A 25,085-nucleotide genomic window follows, 5' to 3' on the forward strand; every position below is an offset into this window, starting at 1 on the left:
GCGCGGCGCTCAGGCCAGGGCGGTGGCGGCCGGCTCGGCACCGGCGATCTGCCGCAGTGCGCGCTCGAACACTTCCACCGGCTGGCCGCCCGAGATGAGGTGCCTGTTGTTGATGATGATGGCGGGCACCGAGTGGATGCCGGCATCGGTGTAGAGGCGCTCGCGCTCGCGGGTTTCCGCTGCGTATTCGTCGCTCCCGAGAATGGCACGCGCCCGTTGCGGGTCGAGGCCGGCTTCGGCGGCCAGGCGCACCAGCAGCTCGGGGTCGGAGGGGTTCTCGCCGTCGGTGTGGCAGGCCTTGAGCAGCGCCTTCTTGAGCGCCACCTGCTTGGCCCCGTCCTCGAGCTCGGCCCAGTGCAGCAGGCGGTGCGCGTCGAAGGTGTTGTAGACGCGCGAGCGGCCTTCTTCGCGGAACTTGAAGCCCACCGCCGCGCCGCGGGCACGGATCGCTTCGCGCGCCTGCGCCTGCTGCTCGCGCGAAGAGCCGTATTTCTGGTTCAGGTGCTCGAAGGCGTCCTGGCCTTCGCGCGGCATGTGCGGATTGAGTTCGAAGGGCTGGAAGTGCAGTTCGGCGCTGATCTCGGGCGCCACACGTTCGAGCGCGGCTTCGAGGGCACCGAGGCCGACGGCGCACCAGGGGCAGGACACGTCGGAGACGAAATCGATCTTGAGGCGGGCGGTCATGGATGTTCCTTTTCTGTCAGAGGCTGCGCCAGAAATCGATCAGCAACTGGCTGAATTCCACCGGCCGCTCGACCGCGCTCAGGTGCGCCGCGTCGATGGTGGCGAGGCGCGCGCCGGGAATGGCGGCAACCATCGCCTCGGACATCGCGAGCGGCGTCGCCTCGTCGCGAAGGCCGGCGATCACCAGCGTGGGCGTGGTGAACGCACGGTTGCTCTCGCGGAAATCGATCGCGCTCACCGCGTCGCAGCTCGCGATGTAGCCCGCGGCGTCGGTGCCGACCAGCGTGTCGTTCAGGCGGCGCGCGGCCTCGGTGCCTTCCGGCGTGGCCACGTACGCCGGCGTGAGCCAGCGCGCCAGGGCGCCGGGCGCGATTGCGGCCACGCCCTGGGCCCGCACGGTCTCGACGCGCGTGCGCCAGGGTGCCTGGTCGGGGTAGTGCGCCGACGAATTGGCGATCACGATGCTCTTCAGCAGCTGCGGATATTTCGGCGCCAGCGCCTGCGCGGTCATGCCGCCCATCGAGAGGCCGACGAAGTGCACCGGCTCGCCCTCGGCTTCGCGCTCGATCAGGGCCGCCGCGTCATCGGCCAGCGCCTGGAGGCTGAACGTACCGGGCACCACTTCCGAGCCGCCATGGTTGCGGTGGTCGTAGCGCACCACGGTGTGGGCACGGGCCAGCACCGCGGCCGCCTCGTCCCACATGTGCAGGTCGCAACCCAGCGCATGGCTCAGCACGACGATCGGGCCTTCGCCCTCGCGAATGACATTCAAACGGGTCATGGATTTCCTTTGGGCTCTTCGAGCAGGCCTTTCTCGCGCAGGATGCCGGTGGCGATGCCGAAGGCGTGGTTGGCCACCGGCACGCCGCAATAGATGGCGGCCATCATGATCACTTCCTTGATCTCCTCGGGCGAAAGCCGCGATTCGGGCGGGCCGTCGAGCGCGGCGCGCACGTGCATCGCAAATTCTTCGTACGCGTGGATGCCCAGCATCATCGACAGCACCATGAAGCGGCGCGTCTTGTCGCCCAATGCCGGGCGGCCCCAGATGTCGTTCCACGCATGTCGCGTGATCAGTTCCTGGAACTCGCTGTTGAAGGCATTGCGGTTGGCCAGCGACTTGTCGACCCAGGCATCGCCGAGGATGCGGCGGCGGTTGAGAAGACCGGCTTCGTAGTCGGGTGAAGTCATCGTGCAGTGTTTCGTGTGTCGAGTTGAGTTTGCAAGGCCTTGACCTGCGCCAGCGCGATCGTGCCGGCCGGCTCGGCGAGCGCCGGATCAAACCATTCGTCTGCGGCTTCGCGCGGAAGTTCCGCGCGCAAGCGGTCGATGTTGGCACGCATGCGCGCGGCATCGATCTGCAGGCCGGGCAAGGCGCCGGCCAGCGCGCGCACGCTGCCGTGGGCGGACATCAGCAACTGGGGCCATTCGCCCAGCTCGGCCTGCCAGGCGCCGAGCGCGCGCTCGTGCTCCTGCGGCATCGCGGCCAGCAAGGCGGCCACGCGCTGCGGCGCGCGCTGCGCGGCCGCCAGCGCCACCATCGAAGCCACCGGGTTGCGCTTGTGCGGCATCGCCGAGGAGCCGCCGCGTCCGGGCTCGCTGGGCTCGGCCAGTTCGCCGACTTCGTACTGGCCCATGAGCGCGATGTCCTTCGCGATCTTGCCGAGGCTGCCGACCATGAGGCCCAGCTCGCAGCCGAGCGCGATCCATTCGTCGCGCTGGGTGTGCCAGGTCGCGCCCGGGTCGCCCAGGCCCAGCTCCTCGGCCATGCGCTGCCGCACCGCCGGCCCCTGCCCCTTCATCTGCGCCAGCGTGCCCACGGCCCCGCCGAGCTGCAGCTGCAGCGCGCGGCGCGCCGTCTCGGCCAGCCGCGCGCGGCTGCGCACCAGCGGCGCGGCCCAGGCGGCGCACTTGAGCCCGAAGCTCGTGACCGAGGCCGGCTGCATCAGCGTGCGCGCGAGGATCGGCGTCGCGGCATGCCGCTTGGCATGCGCAAGCAGCGCCTGGGCCGCCTTGACCAGGTCGGCCTCGACCAGCGCCACCGCCTCGCGCGTGACCAGCGCCATCGCGCTGTCGATCACGTCCTGGCTGGTGCTTCCGAAATGCACGAAGGGCACTGCCTCGGCATTGAACAAACCCACCGCCTCCTTGAGGCTCTTGACCAGCGGGATCGCCACACTGCCGGCGCGGCCGCTGTCGCGCACGATCTTGGCGACATCGAACAGCTCGACCTTGCAGCTGCCGGCGATCGAATGCGCTGCCGATTCGGGAATGAGGCCCTCGGCTGCCTGCGCGCGCGCGAGCGCGGCCTCGAAGCGCAGCATCGCGCCGACGAAGTTGTGGTCGCTGAATGCGGCCAGGGTTTCGGATGTGGAGAGGAAGCCTTCGAAGATGCTCATGGCAGATAGGCGCTCAATAGGCGATCTGCGCCACGGCCCGCAGGTCTTCCGGCGTCGCAGTGCCGAAGCCGAAGAATTCGAGGTACGCAGGGATCATTTCGAACAGCATGTCGGTGCCGACCTGGACCGCGCAGCCCTTGTCGCGTGCGGCCCGCAGCAGCGGGGTGTACTCGGATTTCATCACGACCTCGCCGACGAAGGTGGACGGCGCGATGCGATCGACGTCGAAGGGTAGCGGATCGCTCTCCTTCATGCCGAGCGGCGTGGCATTGACCACCACGTCGTAGCCGGCGGGGTCGCTGGAGCCGGTGGCGACGCCCAGTTTCGAGTAGTGCGTGGTGAGCCGGCCCGCGAGGGCCTTCGCCGACGCCGCGTTGGCGTCGAAGAGCGAAAGCTGCGCGACGCCGGCCGCGGCCAGCGAGGCGGCGATCGCCGAGCCCACGCCGCCGCAGCCCGACACCAGCACGCGCGCGCCTTCGAGCGCGCGGCCCTTGCGCAGCACGCCGCGCACGAAGCCGGCGCCGTCGAACTGGTCGCCCACGAGCGTGCCGTCGGCGCGCTTCAGCACCGCGTTGCAGGCGCCTGCGATCCTGGCGGCCGGCGTCAGTTCGTCGACCAGGTCCATGGTCGTGATCTTGTGCGGCATGGTGACGAGCGCGCCACGGATGTTGGTGAGCCGGAACAGCGACGCGAAGGCGGCCGCATAGTCCTCGGCCTTGATGCCCATCGGCACCACCACGGCGTCGATGCCCTGCTGTTCGAACCAGGGGTTGTAGATCATCGGCGCCTTGAAGCTCTCGGTCGGATAACCGAGGTGGGCGATGAGGGTGGTCTTTCCGGAAATCGTCATGATGGGATTGCGACCCGAAGGCCGGTATGCGCGGCCTCGGCGACCGCAAGGGTGACAGCCAGCGTGCGCATGGCATCGCGCACGGTGACACGGGGCGGCACTTCGCGCCGCACCACGGCGCAGAAATGAGCGAGCTGGCGCGCGAGCGGATCGGTCTCTTGCATGTCGACCCTGCTGCGTACCATCGGGCTGAACCACGAGGCCGCGCCCGCGTACTCGAGCACGCGCAGGGTGGGCACCTGCAGCGAGCCGTGCGCGCCGGCGATGATGTAGCAGTCCTGGTCCGCATGGTGGTCGTAGGCCTTGTTCTCGCCCGAGGTCTGCTCCCAGCTGCGCGGACTGGCCGCAGCATCCGACAGCATGAAAGTCCCGAGCGCGCCGTTGGCGAAGCGCAGGTTGATGGCGACCGTGTCCTCCACCTCGAAGCCGCGCGCCGCATGGGAAGCGAAGGCCTGCACCTCGACGATCTCGCCCACCAGCGCGCGCAGGTTGTCGATCTCGTGCACCAGGTTGATCAGGATCGGCCCGCCGCCCTTCTGCCGGCGCCAGGCGGTCTCGAAGTAGTCGTCGGGCTTGTGGAAGGTGGCGCTGGCCGTCACGGCCACCAGCTTGCCGAGGCGGCCGCCGGCGATGGTCTCGCGCGCGGCTTCGAGAACGGCGCTGTGGCGCCGGTGATGGCCCACCAGCACCGGCACGTTGGAGGCTTCCACCGCCGCGGCCAGCCGCTCGGCTTCCGCCACGGAATCGGCCACCGGCTTCTCGACCAGCGCCGGCACGCCGGCCGCTACGCAGGCCAGTGCACCGGGCACATGCAGCGCGTTCGGCGTGGCCAGGACCACGCCGTCGGGCCGCGCCGCGGCCAGCAGCGCTTCGAGGTCCGGGTACAGCGGCACGCCGGCCTCGGCCGCCAGCGCAGTCGCGCTCGGGAACGGGTCGGCAAAGCCGATCAATTCGCAGGCGCTGTTCGCGACCATGCGCATCCAATGCGCCCGGCCGATCAGGCCGGCGCCGGCGATCGCGAGGCGCAGCTTCCTGTCCATCGCACCCTCTCCTCAGACCGTGACGGCCGGCGCCGCGGCGGCATGCGCGCCGCCGAGGAACAGGCGTTCGATGTTCGGATCGGCCAGCAGTTCGGAGGCCGGCTTGTGCAGCACCAGCCGGCCCGATTCGAGCGCGATGGCCTCGTCGGCCATCTTCAGCGCGCTCTTCACGTTCTGCTCGACCATCAGCACCGTGGTGCCCTGGTCGGCAAGCTTGCGCAACAGCCTGAACACGTCCTGCACCACCATCGGCGACAGGCCGATCGAGGGTTCGTCGATCAAGAGCACCTTGGGCCGCAGCAGCAGCGCACGGCCGACCTCGAGCTGCTTCTGCTCGCCACCGGAGAGCGAAGAAGCCGCGCTGTTCATGCGCTCCTTCACGCGCGGGAAGAGCTCGAGCACTTCGGGAATGCGCTCGTGCGTGGTCTTCATGCCCAGCGTGATGCCGCCGAGCTCGAGGTTCTCGTAGGCCGTCAACTGGCCGAACAGATTGCGCCCCTGCGGCACGAAGGCAATGCCGTGCTTCACCAGCAGGTCTTTGGGACTGGCGCCGGTGATGTCTTCGCCATCGAGCAGGACCCGCCCGTTGCGCACCTTGAGCAGGCCGAACAGCGTCTTGAGCACGGTCGACTTGCCCGCGCCGTTGGGCCCGAGCAGCAGCGTGATCTTGCCGCGCCTGGCCTTGAAGGACAGGTTGTTGAGGATCATGAAATCCTTGTAGCCCGCCAGCACGTTGTCGAATTCGATGCAGGTGTCGGTGGTGGTCATGATCAATTCCCGAGATAGGCGTCGAGCACCTGCTTGTTGGCGCGGATCTCGGCCGGCGTGCCGATCGCCATGACCTTGCCCTCGACCATCACCATGATGCGGTGGCACAGGTCCATCACGAAGTCCATGTTGTGCTCGATCACGACGAAGCTGCCGCGGCGCGTGCGATTCAGGTCCTTCAGCAGAGTCGAGAGTCCGCCGACCAGGCTGGGATTGACGCCTGCGCAGGGCTCGTCGAGCAGCACCAGGTCGGGCTCGCTCATGAAGGCCATGCCGATGTCCACCAGCTTCTGCTGGCCGTAGGAGAGCGTGCCGGCCTTCTTGTTCGCGACGTGGCGGATGCGGAACTGGTCGATCAGCGCGTCGGCCTTCGGCCCCAGGCCCGAGTCGCCGGGCGCGAACATGCGGCTGAACATGCTGCCCTGGTGTTCCTGCGCCGCGACGATCAGGTTCTCGCGCACCGTCATCTTGCCGAACACCTGCAGCGTCTGGAAGGTGCGGCCGACGCCGCGCCGGTTGAGCTCGAGCGGACCCAGCTTGGTGACGTCCTCGCCCTTGAGTTCGATGCGGCCGGCATCGGGCGTGATCTGGCCCAGCATGCTGTTGAACAGCGTGGTCTTGCCCGAGCCGTTGGGACCGATCACGCCGAAGATCTCGCCGGGGCGCACCTCGAAGCTCACGCCGCCGACGGCCTGGATGGCGCCGTAGGCCTTGCTGAGATCGGTCACGCGAAGAACCGGCACCACTTGCTGCTCCGGCACGATAGCTTCCGCAAGCACGGCGTTCATGTGGCAGCTCCCATGCTCGCGGCAGCAGCGGAGCGCGCGGCCGAGGCCTCGCGCGCTTCGCGGCGTGCCCGGATCCGATCGGGGATCGAGAGCAGGCCGTCCGGCAGCCAGACCATCAGCACCACCACGGCGGCGCCGAACAGCGGCAGGTACCAGTCGGCCACGCCCGGCACGTCGCGCAGCCACTCGGGCACGATCACGCCGACGGCCGCGCCCAGCACCGGCCCCCAGAAGTAGCCGGGGCCGCCGACCACCACCATCAGGTACATCATGATCGAGGCCGCCACGGTGAAGGGCGCCGGCTCGATGAACTGCACCAGCGAGGCGAACAGCGCGCCGGCGATGCCCGCATAGGCGGCGCCGATGGCAAAGCTCAGCAAGGTGTAGCTGCGCACGCTGATCCCCAGGCTCTCGGCGCGGATCGGGTTGTCGCGCAGCGCGGTGAAGGCCTTGCCCCAGGGCGAGCGCAGGAGGCCCCACAGCAGGAGCGCGAGCAGCACGGCGACGGCGAGCACGAAGTAGTAGTAGGCCAGGTTGCCCTCCAGCGACAGCCCGGCCAGCTCGGGCCGCGGGATGTTGTTGATGCCGAAGGTGCCGCCGGTCAGCCACTCCTCGTTGCGCATCAAGAGCCAGATCGCGGTGTTGAAGCCCAGCGTGGCGAAGGCGAGGTAGATCGCCTGCACGCGCAGCGCCGGAAAGCCCAGCACGAGGCCGACCGCGAAGCACAGCAGCGCCGCCGCAGGCAGGCCCAGCCAGAAGCTGATGCCGGCCTTCATGAGGATCGCCACCGTGTAGGCGCCGATGCCGAGGAAGGCCGCATGGCCCAGCGACTTCTGGCCCGCATAGCCCACCGTCAGGTTGAGCCCCATGGTGGCGATGATGAACACCAGCCAGTAGCTCAGCAGGTAGATGCCGTAGTTCTTGAGGAAGTTGGGCGCGATCAGCAGCGCGGCCGCAGCCACGGCGATCAGCGCGAGGTGCATCTTCTTCATACCTTGCGCTCCTCTTTCTTGCCCAGCAGGCCTTGCGGCTTGAACAGGATCACGACCATGAAGATGACCAGCGCCACCGCGTCCTTGTAGGCCGGCGAGATGTAGGCCGAGGCCAGGTTCTCCGCCACGCCGACGATCAGGCCGCCGAGCAGCGCGCCGCGCGAGTTGTTGAAGCCGCCGATGATGGCCGCGAAGAAGGCCTTGGTGCCCAGGCCCTCGCCCATGTCGAACTTGGCGAGGTAGGTGGGCGTGACCAAGAGCGCCGCCGCCACCGCCAGCGCCGCATTGATGGCGAAGGTGTAGAAGATCATGCGCGGCACGTTGATGCCCAGCACGCTCGCGCTCTCGGTGTTCTGCGCCACGGCCTGCATCGCGCGGCCGGTCACGGTCTTCGAGATGAAGGCCTGCGTGGCCAGCACGATCGCCACCGCCAGCCCGAAGGTGCCGAGGTCGGCCATCGTGACGGTGACCCCCGCCACGTTGAAGAGCTTGTCGGCGAAGAGGCTGGGGAACGGATGGGCCTCGGCGCTGTAGCCGGCGCGCACGCCGTTGCGCAGCGCGATCGACAGGCCGATGGTGGCCACCACGATCGGCATCATCCCGAACTTGAACAGCGGATCGACCAGACCGCGCTTGAAGAGCCAGCCCAGCACGAACACCGCCACCACGATGGTCAGCACGAAACTCAGCGAGAATGGTGCGCCGAAGGACATGAAGGCGAGCATCGCGAAGGCCGGCAGCATCACGAACTCGCCCTGCGCGAAGTTGATGGTGCCGCTGGCCTGCCACAGCAGCGTGAAGCCCAGCGCAGCCAGCGCATAGATGCTACCGGTGGCCAGCCCGCTCAAGAAGAGCTGGATGAAGTCCGTCATGGCGGGGCTACTTGGCGGCTGCGCCCAGGGCCGGCAGCGTGGCGATCACTTCCTGCTTGCCGTTCTTCACCTCCACCATGAAGCTTTCGCGGTCGAGGTCGCCGTTGGCGTCGACGCTGACGTCCATCAGCACGCCGGGCTGCTGCGCGGTGCTTACCTTTAGGCCGTGCAGCGCGGCGGCCACGGCCTTGCGGTCGAGCTTGCCGGCCTTCTCGATCCCAGCCTTCAACAGGTAGATGCCCGAGTAGCCCTTCATGCCGTTGTGGTCCGAGACGTACTTGTATTCCTTCTCGAACTTGGCGCGGAAGGCGCGGATGGCCGGGTTCGGCGCGTCGACCGTGAGCCCCACGTGCGCGATCGCGCCGTTGGCGGCCTCGCCCGCGAGGTCGATCACCTTCTGCCCGGTGAGCGTGGTCTCGCCGATGATCGGCTTGGTCCAGCCCTGCTTGCGCAGCTCGCGCAGCAGGCGCGCCGACTCTTCCTCGTTGCTGTAGGCGAAGAGCGCATCGGCATTGCTCTGCTTGGCGCGCAGCACCGCGGCGGAAAAGTCGATCTGGCCCGGCTCGGTCGAGATCTCGGCCGCGATCTTCACCGGCGTGGCGGCCAGCGCCTTCTTCATCGAATCGAGGCCGCCCTTGCCGAAGTCGTTGTTCACGTAGATCATGGCCAGCGTCTTCGCCTTCAGTTGCTGGTCGATGTAGCGCGCGACCTTTGGCATCGCGGTGGTCTGCGTGAAGCTGGTGCGGAAGATGTACTTGTTGCCCTGCTGCGTGATGCTGGCCGCCTCGCCGCCGGTGAAATTGGGAATCTCGGCGCGGCGGCTCTCGGCCATGCTGACCATGATCGAGCCCGAGAACACGGGGCCGAAGATGGCGAAGACCTCGTTGTCCACCGCCTTCTGCGTCAGGCCCTTGGCGACGCCGGGATTGCTCTGCGTGTCGCTGGTGCTCGACTCGATCTTCTTGCCGAGGATGCCGCCCGAGGCGTTGATCTCCTTCACCGCCAGCTCGACGCCGTTCTTGAAGTTGGTGCCGGCGGTCGCACCGCCGCCCGAGAGCTCCACGATGTTGACGATCTTGATCGTGTTCTGCGCGAATGCGCCTGAAGCGCCCGCGGCCACGGCACAGGCGGCGATGAGTTGGATCGCGAATCGACGCGACTGAACGATGGTCATGCTTGTCTCCTTGGGGTTGAATTGCTGGTACTCACGTGGCTCTCGCTGATCCAGCGCGCGCTCTTCATGGCGCGCTGGCCGACCACCATGGGGTCGGAATTCACATAGTCGTCGTTGAACACCTCGAAGGTGTAGTGGCCGCGGTAGCCCTTGTCCTCGAGCAGCTGCACCAGGTCGCGCACGTCGTGCAGGCCTTCGCCCGGAAACAGGCGCTGGTGGCGCGCGAGCTCGATCATGTCGGCCTGGCGGTCGCTGTACTCGAAGAAGTAGTCGGCCAGCTGCACCAGGAAGATCTTCTCGACCGGCACCTGGGCCAGCTGCGCGAGCGTCTCGGGCGTGTCGTCGCCATGCACCGACATGTGGAAGGAATCGAGATTGAGGCCCACGTTCTGGCGGTTGCAGCGCTTCACGATGTCCCAGGCCTGGTGCCAGCGGTTGACGTGGCGGCCCCAGGACAGGGCCTCGTAGCAGATGCGGATGCCGAGCGGCGTGGCCAGCGTCGCGAGCGTGCGCAAGTCTTCGGCCGCGCGCTCCGGATCGTCGATGGCCAGCGGCGAGGTGGTGGAGCACACCAGCAGCAGGTCGGCGCCGACCAGCGCCATCTGGCGCAGCTGTTCGCGCGCCATCTCGAGCCGGTGCGGCCGCATGGCGTCGGGCGCGCATTCGAAATCGCGCAGCGGCTGGAAGTCGGTGACCTTGAGGCCGCTGGCCTTCACCAGTTCGGCCGCTTTCTCGACGCCGGCGGGGTGCGCGATCAGGTCGCGCGCCCACAGCTCAACGCCGGAAAAACCCGCGGCTTTCATGCATTCGAGCTTGTGCCCGAGGTCGCCGCCCATGGTGACGGTGTTGAAGCCGAAACGGTCGAGGGAGATGGCCATGATGCTTTGCGCGCGCCCGTTCAGGCCACGCTGTCGGAGTGGTAGCGCAGCGGGGCGTCGATCTCGGCCGCCATTGCGGCTGGGTAGATCAGCTCGCGCAGGAAACGCGCGTCGTCGCGCACACCATGCGCCGCGGCCGTCTGGCCGAAGAAGTCGAGGTAGTACGGCATCTGCTGGATCAGCATCTCGAAGCCGGCCTGCGCGTTGAGCCCGCGCGCGCGGGCGGCGCGCACCAGCGGCGTGGGCTGGTTGCGCAGCAGGATGTCGAATAGCGCCGCGTGGGCGTCCATGCGCTCCACGTCCACCGGCAAGGCGTCGCCCTCCTTCAGGCCCATCGGCGTGGCGTTGATGACCAGGTCGTAGCCTTCGGGATCGCTGCTGTCGACCGCGACCGTGGTCGCGTCGAAGAAGGCATCGAGCTTGGCCGCGACCCCTGCTGCCTTGCCGGCCGAGGTGTCGTGGAAGGCGATGTGCTCGGCGCCGTGGACCGTGCCGCCCTCGGCCAGCGCGACGCCGATGGCCGCGGCGCTGACGCCGGCACCGAGGATCAGCACGCGCTTGCCGCGGAACGGGATGTTGTAGTGGTCCAGCGCGCCCAGGAGACCCTCGCCGTCGAAGAGATCGCCCTCGAGCTCGCCGTTGGCGATGCGCCGCACCACGTTGACGGAGCCGGCGACGCGGCCGAACAGGCCGGCGCCGTCGAGCAGGTCCACCACCAGCGGCTTGTGCGGCGGCGCGATCACCATGCCGCGCACGTTCCTGGCGAGGAAGGCGGCCTTGACGAAGACGGCGAAGTCGCGCGTCGCCACCTGCACCGGCGCCATCACCGCGTCGATGCCGAAGCGCTCGAAGACGCTGTTGAACATGCGCGGCAGGCGCACGTTGGTCACCGGATCGCCGGGGAGCAGGTAAAGGTCGGTGCTGCCTGCAATGGAGGGGAACATGATGGCGTCTCGCTCGGAGTTGTTCGGCTATCGCGCAATTTGGCAGGAATGGTCGCTAATGTAGGGTTCCCACTTGCACGATCCAAGTCGGTGGCGCGAGAATAGCGCGTTGATCGTTCTACAGTGATCGATCATCGAACGATTCCAGGGTTTGTCCTCAATGAACCTCGACACTCGCCCCGCCCCACCCGAACTCGACAAGCGCGACTGGATCGCCGGCCTGGAGCGCGGCGTGTCCATCATCGAGGCCTTCGACGACGCCCACCCGCGCATGACGGCGAGCGAAGCCGGCCAGCGCACCGGCATGACGCGCACCGCCGCGCGCCGCTACCTGCTTACGCTGCAGCACATGGGCTACGTAGCGGGCGACGGCAAGCTGTTCTGGCTGACGCCGCGGGTGCTGCGCCTGGGCCAGTCCTACCTCGAATCGGCACGCCTGCCGCGCATCGTGCAGCCCTTTCTGCAGCGGGTGGCCGCCGGCACGCACGAGATCGCGTATCTGAGCGTGATGGACGGCGACGAGGTGGTCTACATCGCGCGCAACGGCCCCAACCGCAGCATGAGCACCGGCTATGTACTGGGCGCGCGGGTGCCGGCGCAGGTCACGGCCTCGGGCATGCTGATGCTGGCGATGCGCGGCGACGAGGAACTCGGCCACTGGCTGGCCACGCACGAGCTCACCGTCTTCACCTCGCACACCATCGCGAGCAAGGAGCGCATGAAGCTCGAACTCGCGCGCATCCGCGCGCAGGGGTGGGCGCTCTCGGAGCAGCAGTTGGACCTCAATTCGCGCGGCATCGCCGTGCCGCTGCGCGACCGGCACGGTGACCTGGTGGGCGCGCTCAACATCACGATGCCCATGGGCCATGAAAGCAGCGAGGACGCGGTCGCCCGCGTCCTCCCGGTGTTGCGCGAAACGGCGCAGGCGATGCGCAACCTGATCTGATCGCGCTGCCAACTACCGTTCGGCCTGAGCTTGGCCTGCCCTGAGCTCGACGAAGGGTCGAAGCCACGCGCAGCCCTTCGACAAGCTCAGGGCGAACGGGGTTTCCATCAGACCGCGGCCTTCGCCATCCTCGCGTCGGCCAGCGTCTGTTCGCGCAGGCGCTCGTATTCCGGCTTCGGCACAGGCGCCGCGTCGGGATTGCCGAGGTCGTTCATGTGGATGCGATAGGTCTCGCGGGCGCTCAGCGCGGCGAGTGCCGAGATGACCGTGATGCCGAAGGCCAGCGAGCCCACGATCAGCGGGATGTTGGCCGCGCCAGGAGGCGCCACCGTGGCGAACAGCGCCGGCAGCATGGCGGTGGCGGCGGTGCCGATGTTCTGCGAGATCGCCATCGCCGAGACGCGAGTGCGGGTCGGGAACAGCTCGGGGTAGAAGCTCGGGAACACCGCGTTGTAGCCCTGGTAGACCACGCCCCACATCAAAAGCGACATGCAGATCGCGAGCGGCACGTTCTTGATGCTGATCGCGTAGAGGTAGCCGAAGGCCAGGAGGCCCGAGGCCAGCGCGCCGAAGACGATGGGCGGCTTGCGGCCGATGCGGTCCGAGAGGTTGCCGACGTATGGAATGACCAGCACCGCGAGGATGTTGCCGAGCACGGGAATCCACAGGTAGATGTCCTTCGCGAAGCCGATGCCGTAGGCGGACTGCACCGCATAGGCCGCGCCGAAGATGGTGGCGACCACGGGGATCACATTCATCAGCGCCATCAGCACGACGCGCAGCATGTCCCTCCAGCTGTACTTGAAGGCGTCGACGATCGGCGAGCGCGGGCGCTGCTGCTTGCTGCCTTCCTCGGCGAAGGCGGGCGTCTCGTCGACCTCGCGGCGGATGATGTAGCCGGCGACGATGACGATGAAGCTCAAGAGGAAGGGAATGCGCCAGCCCCAGCTGTTGAAGGCATCCTCCGGCATGTAGTGCGCGAGCGGCAGGAACACCGCCGCGGCCAGGATCTGGCCGGCCTGCACGCCCTGCAGCGTGAAGCTGGCGAAGAAGCCGCGGCGCCCGAAGGGCGCGTGCTCCAGGATCATCGAGCTGGCGCCCGAGATTTCCCCGGCCACCGCGAAGCCCTGGACCAGGCGGCAGATCACGAGCAGCACCGGCGCCAGCAGGCCGACCTGGTCGTAGGTGGGCAAGAGGCCGACGGCGATGGTCGAGAAGCCCATCAGGAACATGCACAGGATCAGCACCTGCTTGCGGCCGTGGGTGTCGCCCCAGTGGCCCAGGAAGAAGGCGCCGATCGGGCGCGCCACGTAGCCGACGCCATAGGTCGCGAGCGAGGCGACGATGGCGATATTCGGATCGCCCTTGGGAAAGAAGATCTGCGGAAAGATCAGCGCTGCTGCGGTGGCGTAAATGAAGAAGTCGTAGTACTCGAGGGCCGAGCCGATCCAGCCGCTGGCAGCGGCCTTCTTCGACTGGTGCCGGCCTTGCGGCTCGTGCTCCTGGGGTTTGCTCATGTGTGTCTCCGTTGGGAAGGGGCGAGGCGACTGTAGGTGCGCCCCCGGAGCGCCGGCAATGTCGCGGACAGGGGTTTCGATCGATCATCGATCAGTCTCGTGCGACTTTCGCGCGGAATCGGGGTTTGTCCCCGGGTTCATGGGACAGGATGCCCTGACCGATACGGTCTTGCTTTCGCACCCCTTCACGACGTGCGCAACGGGCCCCAACACATACTTTCTTGCATTTTTCCGGGTTAACCCTGGATGGCTCGCCGGCGCTTGCTTCTACTATTTATTCAACTTGAATTAATTAATTGCGCCTCGGCACCGGGGCCAGGAGACAGCCAGTGACGACAGCCGGTCCCGGTCGGGGCACCAACTCGGTCAACCTGCGCCTCTACAACGAGCGCAGCCTGCTGCAGCGGCTGCGCCGGGCCGGCGAGGCGTCGAAGGCGGATCTGGCACGTTGGGCCCAGCTCACGAACACGGCGGTCGGCAGCATCGTGCAGTCGCTCGAGGAATCGCGGCTGATCGAACCCGCGGGCCGCCGGCAGGAAGGCCAGCGCGGCCAGCCCGCCGGGCTCTACCGCGTCAATCCCGAAGGCGCCTACGGCATCGGCGTGCGGCTGGACCGCACCAGCATCGAGACGGTGATGATCGACCTCGGCGGCAAGATCCTGGCCCGTGCGGCGCACGACCTGCTGCTGCCCCACCCCGACCGTGCGCTGGCGCTGGTGCACAAGGACGTGAGCCGCATGATGGCCACGCTCGACGCGGCGCAGCACCGCCGGCTCATGGGCGTCGGCCTGGCGCAGCCCTACAACCTCGGCAGCTGGCTGCGCGAACTCGACCTGAAGGCGGACTTCCGCATCTGGGACGAGGTCGACTTCGGCGCGATGCTCGCGCGCGCCGTGGACCAGCCCGTCTTCAAGGAAAACGACGGCAACGCGGCCGCGATCGCGGAGCTGTTCTTCGGCATCGGCCGCGAGGAGAACGACTTCCTCTACATCTTCATCGGCGCGGCACTCGGCGCAGGTGCGGTGATCGGCGGCGAAAGCCTGCGCGGCCCCACCGGCAACGCGGCCGACCTCGGCCTGATGCCGGTGCCGCCCAGCCGCCTGGCCTCGGCCCCGGTGTCGGACCGGCGCTGGGACATCCTGCTCTCGCGCGCCTCGCTCAACGCGCTGGCGCGCCACCTGCGCCACCACGGCATCGCGGTGCGCGGCCATGCCGAGCTCGAGGCATGCGTCAAGTCCGGCCGGCCCGAGGTGCGCGAATGGCTCGACGACTGCGTCGATGCGCTGGTGCCTTCGACGCGCGCATCGCTGGCCGTGCTGGACCTGCCGGTGGTGGTGATCGACTGCGACATCGACAGCGGCCTGATCGACGAGCTCATGAAGCGCCTCGACGAAGGCCTGCGCGCGATCGCGCCCGAGGCGCGGCAGACCCCGCGGATCCTGCGCGGCAGCTTCCGCGCCGACGCCGGTGCGATCGGCGCGGCCAGCCTGCCGATGTTCTTCAACTTCTCGCCGCGCGCGGACGTGCTGCGCGGACGTTCACGCCCCCGCCACCCGGAGACAGCGAATGCATGAAGCACCCCCCGCGCTGCTGGAGCTGCGCAAGATTTCCAAGACCTTCCCCGGCGTCAAGGCGCTGCAGGACGTGCGGCTGCGCGCCAGCGCCGGCCACGTACATGCGCTGATGGGCGAGAACGGCGCCGGCAAGTCGACGCTGATGAAGGTGCTGTCGGGCGCCTACATGCCCGACCCCGGCGCCGAGATCCTGATCGACGGCAAGCAGGTCAACATCGACGGCCCGCTCGCGGCCAAGCACCTCGGCGTGTCGGTGATCTACCAGGAACTGAGCCTCGCGGCCAACCTCAGCGTGGCCGAGAACATCTACATGGGCCGGGCGCTGCGACGCGGCGGGCTGGTCGACCGCGCCGGCATGGCCAGCGCTTGCGAGGCGACGCTGCAGCGCCTGGGCGCCGACTTCGGCCCGGCGACCCGCGTCGCGACGCTCTCGATCGCGCAGCGGCAGCTGGTCGAGATCGCGCGCGCGGTGCACTTCGACTGCCGCATCCTGGTGATGGACGAACCGACCACACCGCTATCGACCCACGAGACCGACCGCCTGTTCGCGCTGATCAAGCGCCTGCGCGACGAAGGCCTGGCGATCCTCTACATCAGCCACCGCATGGACGAGATCGACGAGCTCGCCGACGAGGTCACCGTGTTGCGCGACGGCGCCTACGTCGGCACGCTGACCCGCGCCGAGCTCTCGCGCGACAAGCTGGTGAAGATGATGGTGGGCCGCGATCTCTCGGGCTTCTACCGCAAGGAGCACCACGGCCAGCACACCGGCGACAAGGCGCTCACGGTGCGCGGCCTCAGCGACGGCCGGCGCGTGCACGACTGCAGCTTCGAGCTGCATGCGGGAGAAGTGCTCGGCCTGGCCGGCCTGGTCGGCGCCGGTCGCACCGAGCTGGCACGCCTGATCTTCGGCGCCGATCCGAGCACCGGCGGCGAGGTCTCCCTCAACGGCAGCGGCGCGCTGCTGAAGATCGCCAGGCCCATCGACGCGATCCGCTCCGGCATCCTCTACCTCACGGAGGACCGCAAGGGCCAGGGCCTGTTCCTCGACCAATCGGTGCGCGACAACATCAACGTGATGGTGTGCCCGCGCGACGCGAACGCCGGCGGCGTGATGGACGGCAAGCGCGCCGCCCAGCGCGCGCGCGACGCGATCGCGCAGCTGTCGATCCGCGTGCCCTCGGCGCGGGTCAACGTCGGCTCGCTGTCCGGCGGCAATCAGCAGAAGGTGCTGCTCGCCCGATTGCTCGAACTCGCGCCGAAGGTGCTGATCCTCGACGAGCCGACGCGCGGCGTCGACATCGGCGCCAAGAGCGAGATCTACCGCCTGATCGACGAGCTGGCGCGGCGCGGCGTCGCGGTGCTCGTGATCTCGAGCGAACTGGCCGAGGTGGTGGGCATCTGCGACCGCGTGATCGTGATGCGCGAAGGCCATCTCGTCGGCGAGGTGGGCGGCGCGAGCGGCCTGCCCATCACCCAGGAAAACATCGTCGCGCTCGCCACCGGCGCGGCCGCCACCCACGCGCCCGTGCTGCACTGAGACAGACGGCGCAACAGGAGACATCCCCATGAGCAAGCAGACCTCCCCCGCCTTCCCGGCGCCGGCCAACCCCGCCCTGCCCCGCGCGCTTAGCGGCGCTTCCGGCCGCGAAATCATGCGTGCGCTCGGCATGCTGCCGGTGCTGGTGCTTCTGTGCATCGGCTTCAGCTTCGCGAGCGACAACTTCTTCAGCCTGCAGAACCTGTCGATCATGACGCAGCAGGCCTCGATCAATATCGTGCTGGCCGCCGGCATGACCTTCGTGATCCTCACCGGCGGCATCGACCTGTCGGTGGGCTCGATCCTCGCGGCCTCCGCAGTGGTGGCAATGCTGGTGTCGAACGTGCCGGAGTTCGGCATGCTCGGCATTGCCGCCGGCCTGGCCTGCGGGCTGCTGTTCGGCCTGATCAACGGGTTGCTGATCGCCTTCGTCAAACTGCCGCCCTTCATCGTGACGCTGGGCTCGCTGACCGCGGTGCGCGGCATCGCGCGGCTGCTCGGCAACGACACCACCGTGTTCAACCCGCAGCTGCCCTTCGCCTTCATCGGCAACGGCGAGGTGCTGGGCGTGCCCTGGCTGGTGATCATCGCCTTCGCGGTGGTGGCGCTGTCGTGGTTCATCCTGCGCCGCACCGTGCTGGGCCTGAACATCTACTCGGTCGGCGGCAATCCCGAAGCCGCGCGCCTGGCGGGCATCAAGGTCTGGGCGGTGCTGCTGTTCGTCTACTGCACCTCGGGGCTGCTCTCGGGCCTGGGCGGGGTCATGGCCTCGGCACGGCTCTATGCGGCCAACGGCCTGCAGCTCGGCGCCTCGTACGAACTCGACGCCATCGCGGCGGTGATCCTCGGCGGCACCAGCTTCGTCGGCGGCACCGGCTCGATCCTCGGTACGCTGATCGGCGCGCTGATCATCGCGGTGCTGACCAACGGCCTGATCCTGATGGGTGTCTCGGACATCTGGCAGTACATCGTCAAGGGCCTGGTGATCATCGGCGCCGTCGCATTGGACCGCTACCGCCGCAAGGACTCGGCTCGTACCTGAACCCCTTTCATTTCCCCAACCACGACCAGGAGACTATTCCATGCGCAAGTCATTGTTCGCACTCGCCGTGATCGCCGCGGCCCTCGCTGCCCCGGCGGCGCAGGCCCAGAACAAGCAGATCAAGAGCGTCGGCATCACGCTCGGCTCGCTCGGCAACCCCTTCTTCGTCTCGCTCGCCAAGGGCGCCGAAGCCAAGGTCAAGCAGTACAGCCCGAATGCCAAGGTCAATGCACTTTCGGCCGACTACGACCTCAACAAGCAGTTCTCGCAGATCGACGGCTTCATCGCCTCGGGCGCGGACATGATCCTCGTCAACGCGGTCGACGCCAAGGCCATCGAGCCCGCGCTGCAGAAGGCGAAGAAGGCCGGCATCGTCGTGGTGGGCGTCGACGTGGCGGCCAACGGCGCCGATGCGACCGTGCAGACCAACAACGTGCAGGCCGGCGAACTCGCCTGCCAGTACATCGTCGAGAAGCTCGGCGGCAAGGGCAATGTGATCATCCAGAACGGCCCGCAGGTATCGGCCGTGATCGACCGCGTCAACGGCTGCAAGACGGTGCTGAAGAAGAGCCCCGACATCAAGATCCTGTCGGACGACCAGGACGCCAAGGGCTCGCGCGAAGGCGGCCTCAACGTGATGCAGAACCACCTGACGCGCTTCCCGAAGATCGACGCCGTGTTCGCGATCAACGATCCGCAGGCCATCGGCACCGATCTCGCGGCCAAGCAGCTGAACCGCAAGAACATCGTCATCACCTCGGTCGACGGCGCGCCCGACATCGAGACGGCGCTCAAGAGCGACACGCAGGTACAGGCCTCGGCCAGCCAGGACCCGTACATGATTGCGCAGAAGGCGGTCGAGATCGGGCAGGACATCATGAACGGCAAGAAGCCCGCCAATCCGATGACACTGCTGCCCTCGACGTTGATCACGCGCACGAACGTCAAGGACTACAAGGGCTGGCAGGCGCCCCGCTGAATGTGGCCCCCAAGCTCCGTCACTTCGTGTACTCGCTACCCCCCAAGGGGGCCGCAGTCCGCCTTGGGGCGGCCCGGCGGCGGACTGGTTTCGGTTTCTTCAACCGTTTGAAGCTCTTCGAAGGACAAGTATGTTCGTGGTCTGCGGCGAAGCCCTGATGGATGTCTACATGGGCGAATGGACGGCCACCGGCATGACGCTCGATGCGCGCATCGGCGGCTCGCCGCTCAACGTGGCGCAGGGGCTGGCCCGGCTGGAACGGCCGGTGGCCTTCCTGGCGGGACTGTCGACCGATGCCTGCGGCGAGCGCCTGCTGGCCTCGCTGCGCGCCGAAGGCGTCGACACCTCGCTGGTGCTGCGCAGCGACGCACCGAGCACGCTCAGCGTGATCAGCGTCGACGCCGCCGGCGTGCCGCGCTATGCCTTCCATGGAACGGGTGCGGCGGACCGGCAGATCACGCACGACACGCTGCCGGCGCTGCCTACAGCGGCGCGCGTGCTGCAGTTCGGCTCCTACGCGCTCGCGGTGGAGCCGGTCGGAAGCGCGCTGCGCGCACTGGCGGCGCGCGAGCGCGAACGGCGCCTGATCGCCTACGACCCCAACGTGCGCCTCAACGTCGAGCCCGACCTCGCGCACTGGCGCGCGGTGGTCGAGCAGATGGCGTCGATCGCGCACCTGGTCAAGGTCAGCGACGAAGACCTGGGCCTGCTCTATCCGGCCGAAACGCCGGAGCAGGTTGCGGCACGCTGGCTCGAGCGGGGCGTGAACCTGGTCGCGGTGACGCGCGGCCGCCATGGGGCGAGCGCGTGGACCGGGGCGGCGCAGGCCGACGTGCCGGCGCCGGAGACCGAGGTGGTGGACACGGTGGGCGCGGGCGATACCTTCCAGGCGGCCCTCCTGACCTGGCTGGACGAGCACGATGCACTCACACCCGAGGCGCTGTCGGCGCTCGGCCATGCATCGCTCGTCGATCTGCTGCGCTTTGCCGCCCGGGCCGCCGCGATCACCTGTTCGCGGCGCGGCGCCGACATGCCGCGGCGCGACAAGCTGAACTGAGGCCTTCAGAGGGAAGCGAATCCCTCGATGAACGGCTCGATGGCGAGGATGGGGAACTTGGTTGCCCCTGACAGCACCAGGAGATCGCGGTCGCCCGTCACCAGCGTCGCCTTGCCCGTGACCGCGAGTTGCAGGAAGGGCGCGTCGAAGGGGTCACGGCACGCTGGTACGACGGGCGGCGGATTGGGCAGCGTCACGACCTGCGCAAAGGGAAGATAGTCGGCCAACAGCTCCTCGCCCGAAACACTTGGCCACTGCGCCGGTCGCATATCGACTCAAGTCGAATATCGTCGCGCGTCGCCGTCCCTCGCGCCTCTTGCGCCTTCGGGGTGTGCCGCGGGCCGAGCGGGCAACTCCGTTAGATCAGAATGCGCCCGCTTCCAGCCGCTGCGCCCGCCACGCGCAAATGCTGCCCACCACGGCAAGCAGCGTCGCCACGCCGAACATCGCGACATAGCCGAAGTGCTGCGCGATCGCGCCGCCGGCCAGCACCCCGAGCACGCCGCCGAAGCCATAGCCGATCACGGTGAAGAGCGCCTGCCCGCGCCCGCGCAGCCGCCCCGGGAAATGGCGCGACACCATCGCGATGCAGGCCGTGTGGTGCGCGGCGAACGAGAGCGCGTGCAGGGCCTGCGCCGCCGCCAGCGCCCAGACCCAGGGGCCGCATCCCGCGGTGATCCCCATACGCAGCACGGCGGCTACGCCGCAGATCAGGAGCCATCGCGGCATGGCGAACAGGCCCAGCAGCCGGCCCTGCAGGTAGAACCAGGCGATCTCGGCCACCACCGACAGCGCCCACAGCAAGCCGATGGTCCCCTTGCCGTAGCCGAGCGAATCGAGGTACAGCGAGAGAAAGCCGTAGACCGCGAAGTGCGCCATCACGTGGAAGAACAGCGACATGAAGAACCAGCGCACCGCCGGAATGCGCAGCACCGGCCCGACCGGATCCTTCACCATCGAGTGGGCCGCCGCCGGTTCGCGCACGTCGGGCAGGCGCAAGGTCGCGATCAGCACGATGGCGAGCGTGCCGCCCGCCCAGGCTGGAAAGTGCCCCATGCCGAAATGCTCGAACCATTCGCCGGCAAAGAAGACCGTGACCAGGAATCCCGCCGAGCCCCAGAGCCGGATGCGGCCGTAGCGCCCCCAGTCGCCGGCCACCAGGTGCGCCATGGCCGCTTCGGTGAGCGACATCATCGAACTGGTGTGCGTGAACATCACCAGCAGCACCAGGCCCAGCCACCAGGCGCCGCCGTGCCACCACAGCCCGAACGAGGACACCAGCGCCACGGCCGCGCTGATGCGCAGCAGCAGCACGCGATGCCCCGTGTGGTCGCTCACCGCGCCCCATGCATAAGGCGCGAAGACCCGCGTGATCGACTGCACCGAGGTCAAGAGGCTGATGGTGAAGATCGGCAGCCCCAGATCCTTCAGCCACAGCGGCAGGTAGGGATTGAAGAAGCCGATGTGCGCGAAGTAGCTGGCCGAGAGTGCCGCGAAGGCCAGCAGGTGGCCGCGGCCGCCCGCAGCAGGGGCTGGGGCCGGGGCCGGGGCCGGCACTAGAGGAAAGACGCCTGTGGCGACGGCCGCGCGTCGGCGTCGGCTTGCCCCTGTTCCTGCTCTCCCTGCACGTCGCCGCATTGCGCGCGGTTGCGAAGCGCATGCTCCATCACGACCAGCGCCAGCATCGCCTCGGCGATCGGCGTCGCGCGGATGCCGACGCAGGGGTCGTGCCGGCCCTTGGTGACAACCTCGACCGGCTGGTTGTTGACATCGACCGACCGGCGCGGGCTGATGATCGAGCTGGTCGGCTTGATCGCGATGCTGACCTCAAGATCCTGCCCGGTGGTGATGCCGCCGAGCGTGCCGCCCGCGTTGTTGCTCTCGAAGCCCTCGGGCGTGATCGAGTCGCCGTGCACGGTGCCGCGCTGCGTGACGCTCGCGAAGCCGGCGCCGATCTCCACGCCCTTGACGGCGTTGATGCCCATCATGGCCCAGGCGATGTCGGCATCCATCTTGTCGAACAGCGGCTCGCCGAGGCCTACCGGCACCTTCGATGCGGTCACGCGAATGCGCGCGCCGCAGGAGTCGCCGGCCTTGCGCAAAGCGTCCATGTAGGCCTCGAGCTTGGAAACGTCGGCAATGGGCGCGAAGAAGGGATTGTTCGGCACGTGCTCCCAGCTCTCGAAGGGGATCGCGATGTCGCCGATCTGCGCCATGCAGCCGCGGAACACCGTGCCGTACTTCTCGTTGAGCCACTTCTTGGCCACCGCGCCGGCCGCGACCATCGGCGCCGTGAGCCGTGCCGAGGAGCGGCCACCGCCGCGCGGATCGCGGATGCCGTATTTCTTCCAGTAGGCGAAGTCGGCATGGCCGGGGCGGAACTGCTGCGCGATCTGGCCGTAGTCCTTGCTGCGCTGGTCGGTGTTCTGGATCAGCAGCGCGATCGGCGTGCCGGTGGTCTTGCCCTCGTACACGCCGGAGAGGATCTGCACCGCATCGGGTTCGTTGCGCTGGGTCACGTGGCGGCTGGTGCCGGGGCGGCGGCGGTCGAGGTCGCCCTGGATGTCGGCCTCGCTGAGCGCCATGCCGGGCGGGCAGCCGTCGATGACGCACCCGATCGCGGGACCATGGGACTCGCCGAAGTTGGTGACCGCGAAAAGGGTGCCGAAGGTATTGCCGCTCATGCGGCGATTATCCCAACAAAGTCAACTCCACATCCCCCGAGGGCGCGGTCGGTGGCCTTCCCACGCGTCGCAGCATGATGGCGGCCAGCACCGCGGCCGCCAGCGCCACCGCTGCGCTGATGGTGGCCGTCGTCTCGAAGGCCTGCGCGAACGCCTCGCGCCCGGCATCGAACAGGGCCGCGCCTGCAGGCCCCGGGAGCGCGGCCGCGGTGTCCGCAGCAACACCCAGATTGGCGCGTGCGGCCTCGAGCGCGGCCTTTGGTACGCCGTCGATCCGGGCCTCGCCCATGGCGTGGCGGTAGATGGCGACGATCACGCTGCCGAGCACCGCAATGCCCAGCGCGCCGCCGAACTCCGAGCTCGTTTCCGAGATCGCCGATGCCGCACCGGCACGCTCGGGCGGCGCCGTGCCGACCATCAGATCGACCGCCAGCGTGAAGGCGAACGAAAGCCCCAGCGACAGAACCCCGTAGGCGACGACCAGCCTGACCAGGCCGTCGATGCGGTCCACCGTGCTCAGCAAGGCGAAGCCGGCCGCGGCCACGAGCAGGCCGCCGGCCACCACGAAGCCGGGACGCACCAGCCGCACCAGCCGCGGCGCGATCGTGGAGCCAAGCGCAAAGGCCACGCCCGAAGGCACGCTCCACAGGCCCGCCTGCAAGGCCGACAGGCCGAGCACGAGCTGCAGGTACTGCGCGATGAAGAGGAACCCGCCGAAGGCGATGAAGAAGGCCAGCGTGTTGATCGCGAGCGCGGCGCTGAAGGCCGGCACGCGGAACAGCCGCAGCTCGATCAGCGGATCGGCCAGCCGCCCCTGCCGGCGGATGAAGGCGATGCCGATCGCCACGCCCACCACAATGGCCGCCAGCGGCAGCACGCCCATGCCTGCTTCGGCGATGCGCTTGAGGCCATAGATGACGGCGAGCACGGACAACAGCGACTGCGCCGCACTCAGCAGGTCGAGCCGCCCGGCCTGCGTGTCGCGGTACTCGGGCAGGAGCCAGGGCCCGAGCGCGAGCAGCAGCACCATGACCGGCACGCCGATCAGGAACACCGAGCCCCACCAGAAGTGCTCGAGCAGCGCCCCGCCGATCAGCGGGCCGATGGTGCCGCCGACCGAGAAGCTCGCGACCCAGATGCCGATGGCCACGCTGCGCTCGTGGGCGTTGAGGAACATGTTGCGGATCAGCGAGAGCGTCGAGGGCGCGAGCGTGGCGCCTGCGATGCCAAGCAGCGCGCGCGTGGCGATCAGCATCGCGGCGCTGCTCGAGAAGGCGGCCAGCACCGAGGCGATGCCGAAGCAGGCCGCGCCAATCAGCAGCAGCCGGCGCCGGCCGATGCGGTCGCCCAGCGTGCCCATGGTGATCAGCGAACCCGCGAGCATGAAGCCGTAGATGTCGACGATCCACAGCATCTGGGCGCTGCTGGGATGCAGCGCGGCGCTCAGGTGCGGCACCGCCAGGTTGAGGACCGTGAGGTCCATCGAATAGATCATGCAGGGCAGCGCGATGACGGCCAGGCCGATCCATTCGCGCGCGCTGGCCCTGGCGCCGGCGGCCGGGGCGTTCATTGAATCACCTCCGCGCTGCGCGCGGCGGTATTCGCCTTGGGAACGGCCCGGCGGCTCATGGCGTGTGCTCCCAGACCACCACGGGGCGCACCTCGATGCTGCCCACGCGCGAGGACGGAATGCCGGCGGCGATGCGCACCGCCTCTTCGTCGCTCGCGGCCTCGACCAGGTAGAAGCCGCCGAGCTGTTCGTTGGTTTCGACGAAGGGGCCGTCGGTCACCGACAGCTTGCCGTTGCGCACGCGCACGACGGCGGCAGTGCGGGCCGCCTCCAGGCCTTCCGATTCGACGAAATGCCCGCTCGCGCGCAACTGGTCGTCGTAATCCAGGTGCGCGTTGACGAAGTCGCGCATCTCGCCGGGCGAGAGCACGCTCATCTGCTCGTCGGTGGCGAAGATCATGCAGAGGTATCTCATGACGCAATCCTCTCGACCTTCGCGATGGGGCGCACCTCGATGCTGCCGTACTTCGCGAGCGGGATCCTGGCGGCCACCTGGATCGCGGCGTTGAGGTCCTGGACGTCGATCAGGATGAAGCCGCCGAGCTGCTCCTTGGTTTCGGCGAAGGGGCCGTCGGTCTGCGACATCGTGCCCTTGCGCACCTGCACGACCTTGGCGGTCTTCACCGACTGCAGGGCTTCCGCAACGACCAGTTGGCCGCGCGCATCGAGCTCCTTGTCATAGTCCATCGAATCGGTGTCCAGCGTGGCGCGCTCGCTCGGCGTCATCGTCGCGAGCAGCTTGGGGTCGAAATAGACCATGCAGAGGTATTTCATGTGCATCTCCAGA

Annotated in this window: 26 protein-coding genes; 6 read left to right on the top strand and 20 right to left on the bottom strand. The window is 68.2% G+C overall.

What is annotated here, in order from left to right; all coding sequences use genetic code 11:
* Positions 1–9: 9 nt before the first annotated feature.
* Genes BLS74_RS22635 through BLS74_RS22695 form a run of 13 tightly spaced genes read right to left on the bottom strand, consistent with a single transcriptional unit; the run spans position 10 to position 11,389 of the window.
* A complete protein-coding gene (locus BLS74_RS22635) occupies positions 10–684 on the bottom strand; it encodes a DsbA family oxidoreductase (RefSeq protein WP_093109396.1) in 675 nt (224 codons plus the stop codon).
* A 16-nt stretch (positions 685–700) separates the two neighbouring features.
* Positions 701–1,465 (bottom strand): alpha/beta fold hydrolase, encoded by a 765-nt coding sequence (locus BLS74_RS22640; RefSeq protein WP_093109397.1) that lies wholly within the window; start codon positions 1,463–1,465, stop codon positions 701–703.
* Positions 1,462–1,875: a carboxymuconolactone decarboxylase family protein gene (locus BLS74_RS22645; RefSeq protein ID WP_093109398.1), complete on the bottom strand. Its 414-nt coding sequence runs from the start codon at positions 1,873–1,875 to the stop codon at positions 1,462–1,464. Before BLS74_RS22645 ends, BLS74_RS22640 begins: the two co-directional genes overlap by 4 nt.
* A complete protein-coding gene (pcaB, locus tag BLS74_RS22650; protein ID WP_093109399.1) occupies positions 1,872–3,083 on the bottom strand; it encodes a 3-carboxy-cis,cis-muconate cycloisomerase in 1,212 nt (403 codons plus the stop codon). The genes BLS74_RS22645 and pcaB overlap by 4 nt, the downstream gene beginning before the upstream one ends.
* A 13-nt stretch (positions 3,084–3,096) precedes the next feature.
* A complete protein-coding gene (locus BLS74_RS22655; protein WP_093109400.1) occupies positions 3,097–3,933 on the bottom strand; it encodes a shikimate dehydrogenase family protein in 837 nt (278 codons plus the stop codon).
* Positions 3,930–4,973, bottom strand: a complete 1,044-nt coding sequence (locus BLS74_RS22660; protein ID WP_093109401.1) for a Gfo/Idh/MocA family protein — start codon at positions 4,971–4,973, stop codon at positions 3,930–3,932. The genes BLS74_RS22655 and BLS74_RS22660 overlap by 4 nt, the downstream gene beginning before the upstream one ends.
* Positions 4,974–4,985: 12 nt before the next feature.
* Complete coding sequence (locus BLS74_RS22665) at positions 4,986–5,741, bottom strand: ABC transporter ATP-binding protein (protein WP_093109402.1); 756 nt, start codon at positions 5,739–5,741, stop codon at positions 4,986–4,988.
* 2 nt (positions 5,742–5,743) lie between these two features.
* A complete protein-coding gene (locus BLS74_RS22670) occupies positions 5,744–6,529 on the bottom strand; it encodes an ABC transporter ATP-binding protein (RefSeq protein WP_170855684.1) in 786 nt (261 codons plus the stop codon).
* Complete coding sequence (locus BLS74_RS22675) at positions 6,526–7,521, bottom strand: branched-chain amino acid ABC transporter permease (protein WP_093109403.1); 996 nt, start codon at positions 7,519–7,521, stop codon at positions 6,526–6,528. Before BLS74_RS22675 ends, BLS74_RS22670 begins: the two co-directional genes overlap by 4 nt.
* Positions 7,518–8,393 carry a branched-chain amino acid ABC transporter permease gene (locus BLS74_RS22680; RefSeq protein ID WP_093109404.1) on the bottom strand — a complete coding sequence of 292 codons (876 nt, stop codon included), beginning with the start codon at positions 8,391–8,393 and terminating at the stop codon, positions 7,518–7,520. Before BLS74_RS22680 ends, BLS74_RS22675 begins: the two co-directional genes overlap by 4 nt.
* 7 nt (positions 8,394–8,400) lie before the next feature.
* Positions 8,401–9,567 (bottom strand): ABC transporter substrate-binding protein, encoded by a 1,167-nt coding sequence (locus BLS74_RS22685; protein WP_093109405.1) that lies wholly within the window; start codon positions 9,565–9,567, stop codon positions 8,401–8,403.
* Complete coding sequence (locus BLS74_RS22690; protein WP_093109406.1) at positions 9,564–10,445, bottom strand: sugar phosphate isomerase/epimerase family protein; 882 nt, start codon at positions 10,443–10,445, stop codon at positions 9,564–9,566. The genes BLS74_RS22685 and BLS74_RS22690 overlap by 4 nt, the downstream gene beginning before the upstream one ends.
* A 20-nt stretch (positions 10,446–10,465) precedes the next feature.
* Positions 10,466–11,389, bottom strand: a complete 924-nt coding sequence (locus BLS74_RS22695; protein WP_093109407.1) for a shikimate dehydrogenase family protein — start codon at positions 11,387–11,389, stop codon at positions 10,466–10,468.
* A gap of 160 nt (positions 11,390–11,549) precedes the next feature.
* Here BLS74_RS22695 and BLS74_RS22700 point away from each other — a divergent pair, with 160 nt between their 5' ends.
* Positions 11,550–12,335 (top strand): IclR family transcriptional regulator domain-containing protein, encoded by a 786-nt coding sequence (locus tag BLS74_RS22700; protein WP_093109408.1) that lies wholly within the window; start codon positions 11,550–11,552, stop codon positions 12,333–12,335.
* Positions 12,336–12,442: 107 nt separating this feature from the next.
* On the opposite strand, the gene BLS74_RS22705 is transcribed toward BLS74_RS22700, so the two are convergent.
* The gene (locus tag BLS74_RS22705) at positions 12,443–13,852 is read right to left on the bottom strand and encodes an MFS transporter (protein ID WP_093109409.1); all 1,410 of its coding nucleotides are present in this window, start codon (positions 13,850–13,852) and stop codon (positions 12,443–12,445) included.
* 329 nt (positions 13,853–14,181) lie between these two features.
* Here BLS74_RS22705 and BLS74_RS22710 point away from each other — a divergent pair, with 329 nt between their 5' ends.
* From BLS74_RS22710 to BLS74_RS22730, 5 genes are all read left to right on the top strand, one after another.
* Positions 14,182–15,426, top strand: a complete 1,245-nt coding sequence (locus tag BLS74_RS22710; RefSeq protein WP_093109410.1) for an ROK family protein — start codon at positions 14,182–14,184, stop codon at positions 15,424–15,426.
* The gene (locus tag BLS74_RS22715) at positions 15,419–16,966 is read left to right on the top strand and encodes a sugar ABC transporter ATP-binding protein (protein ID WP_093109411.1); all 1,548 of its coding nucleotides are present in this window, start codon (positions 15,419–15,421) and stop codon (positions 16,964–16,966) included. The genes BLS74_RS22710 and BLS74_RS22715 overlap by 8 nt, the downstream gene beginning before the upstream one ends.
* A gap of 28 nt (positions 16,967–16,994) precedes the next feature.
* Positions 16,995–18,008, top strand: coding sequence for an ABC transporter permease subunit (locus tag BLS74_RS22720; RefSeq protein ID WP_093109412.1), 1,014 nt, complete (start codon positions 16,995–16,997; stop codon positions 18,006–18,008).
* 40 nt (positions 18,009–18,048) lie between these two features.
* A complete protein-coding gene (locus BLS74_RS22725) occupies positions 18,049–18,987 on the top strand; it encodes an ABC transporter substrate-binding protein (RefSeq protein WP_093109413.1) in 939 nt (312 codons plus the stop codon).
* 130 nt (positions 18,988–19,117) lie between these two features.
* Positions 19,118–20,044, top strand: a complete 927-nt coding sequence (locus tag BLS74_RS22730; protein ID WP_093109414.1) for a carbohydrate kinase family protein — start codon at positions 19,118–19,120, stop codon at positions 20,042–20,044.
* 5 nt (positions 20,045–20,049) lie between these two features.
* On the opposite strand, the gene BLS74_RS22735 is transcribed toward BLS74_RS22730, so the two are convergent.
* The 6 genes from BLS74_RS22735 to BLS74_RS22760 form a co-directional block, all read right to left on the bottom strand.
* The gene (locus tag BLS74_RS22735; protein WP_212733687.1) at positions 20,050–20,271 is read right to left on the bottom strand and encodes a putative toxin-antitoxin system toxin component, PIN family; all 222 of its coding nucleotides are present in this window, start codon (positions 20,269–20,271) and stop codon (positions 20,050–20,052) included.
* 136 nt (positions 20,272–20,407) lie between these two features.
* Positions 20,408–21,601, bottom strand: a complete 1,194-nt coding sequence (locus BLS74_RS22740) for an MFS transporter (RefSeq protein WP_244503968.1) — start codon at positions 21,599–21,601, stop codon at positions 20,408–20,410.
* Positions 21,601–22,728, bottom strand: coding sequence for a chorismate synthase (aroC, locus tag BLS74_RS22745; protein ID WP_093109417.1), 1,128 nt, complete (start codon positions 22,726–22,728; stop codon positions 21,601–21,603). The genes BLS74_RS22740 and aroC overlap by 1 nt, the downstream gene beginning before the upstream one ends.
* Before the next feature lie 7 nt (positions 22,729–22,735).
* Entirely contained in the window at positions 22,736–24,298 is a 1,563-nt protein-coding gene (locus tag BLS74_RS22750) for an MFS transporter (RefSeq protein ID WP_093109418.1), read from the bottom strand.
* 55 nt (positions 24,299–24,353) lie between these two features.
* Positions 24,354–24,713, bottom strand: a complete 360-nt coding sequence (locus tag BLS74_RS22755; protein WP_093109419.1) for a YciI family protein — start codon at positions 24,711–24,713, stop codon at positions 24,354–24,356.
* A complete protein-coding gene (locus BLS74_RS22760) occupies positions 24,710–25,072 on the bottom strand; it encodes a YciI family protein (RefSeq protein ID WP_093109420.1) in 363 nt (120 codons plus the stop codon). The genes BLS74_RS22755 and BLS74_RS22760 overlap by 4 nt, the downstream gene beginning before the upstream one ends.
* Between the last annotated feature and the right edge of the window lie 13 nt (positions 25,073–25,085).

This window comes from Variovorax sp. CF079, from assembly GCF_900101545.1.
Taxonomy (GTDB): Bacteria; Pseudomonadota; Gammaproteobacteria; order Burkholderiales; family Burkholderiaceae_C; genus Variovorax.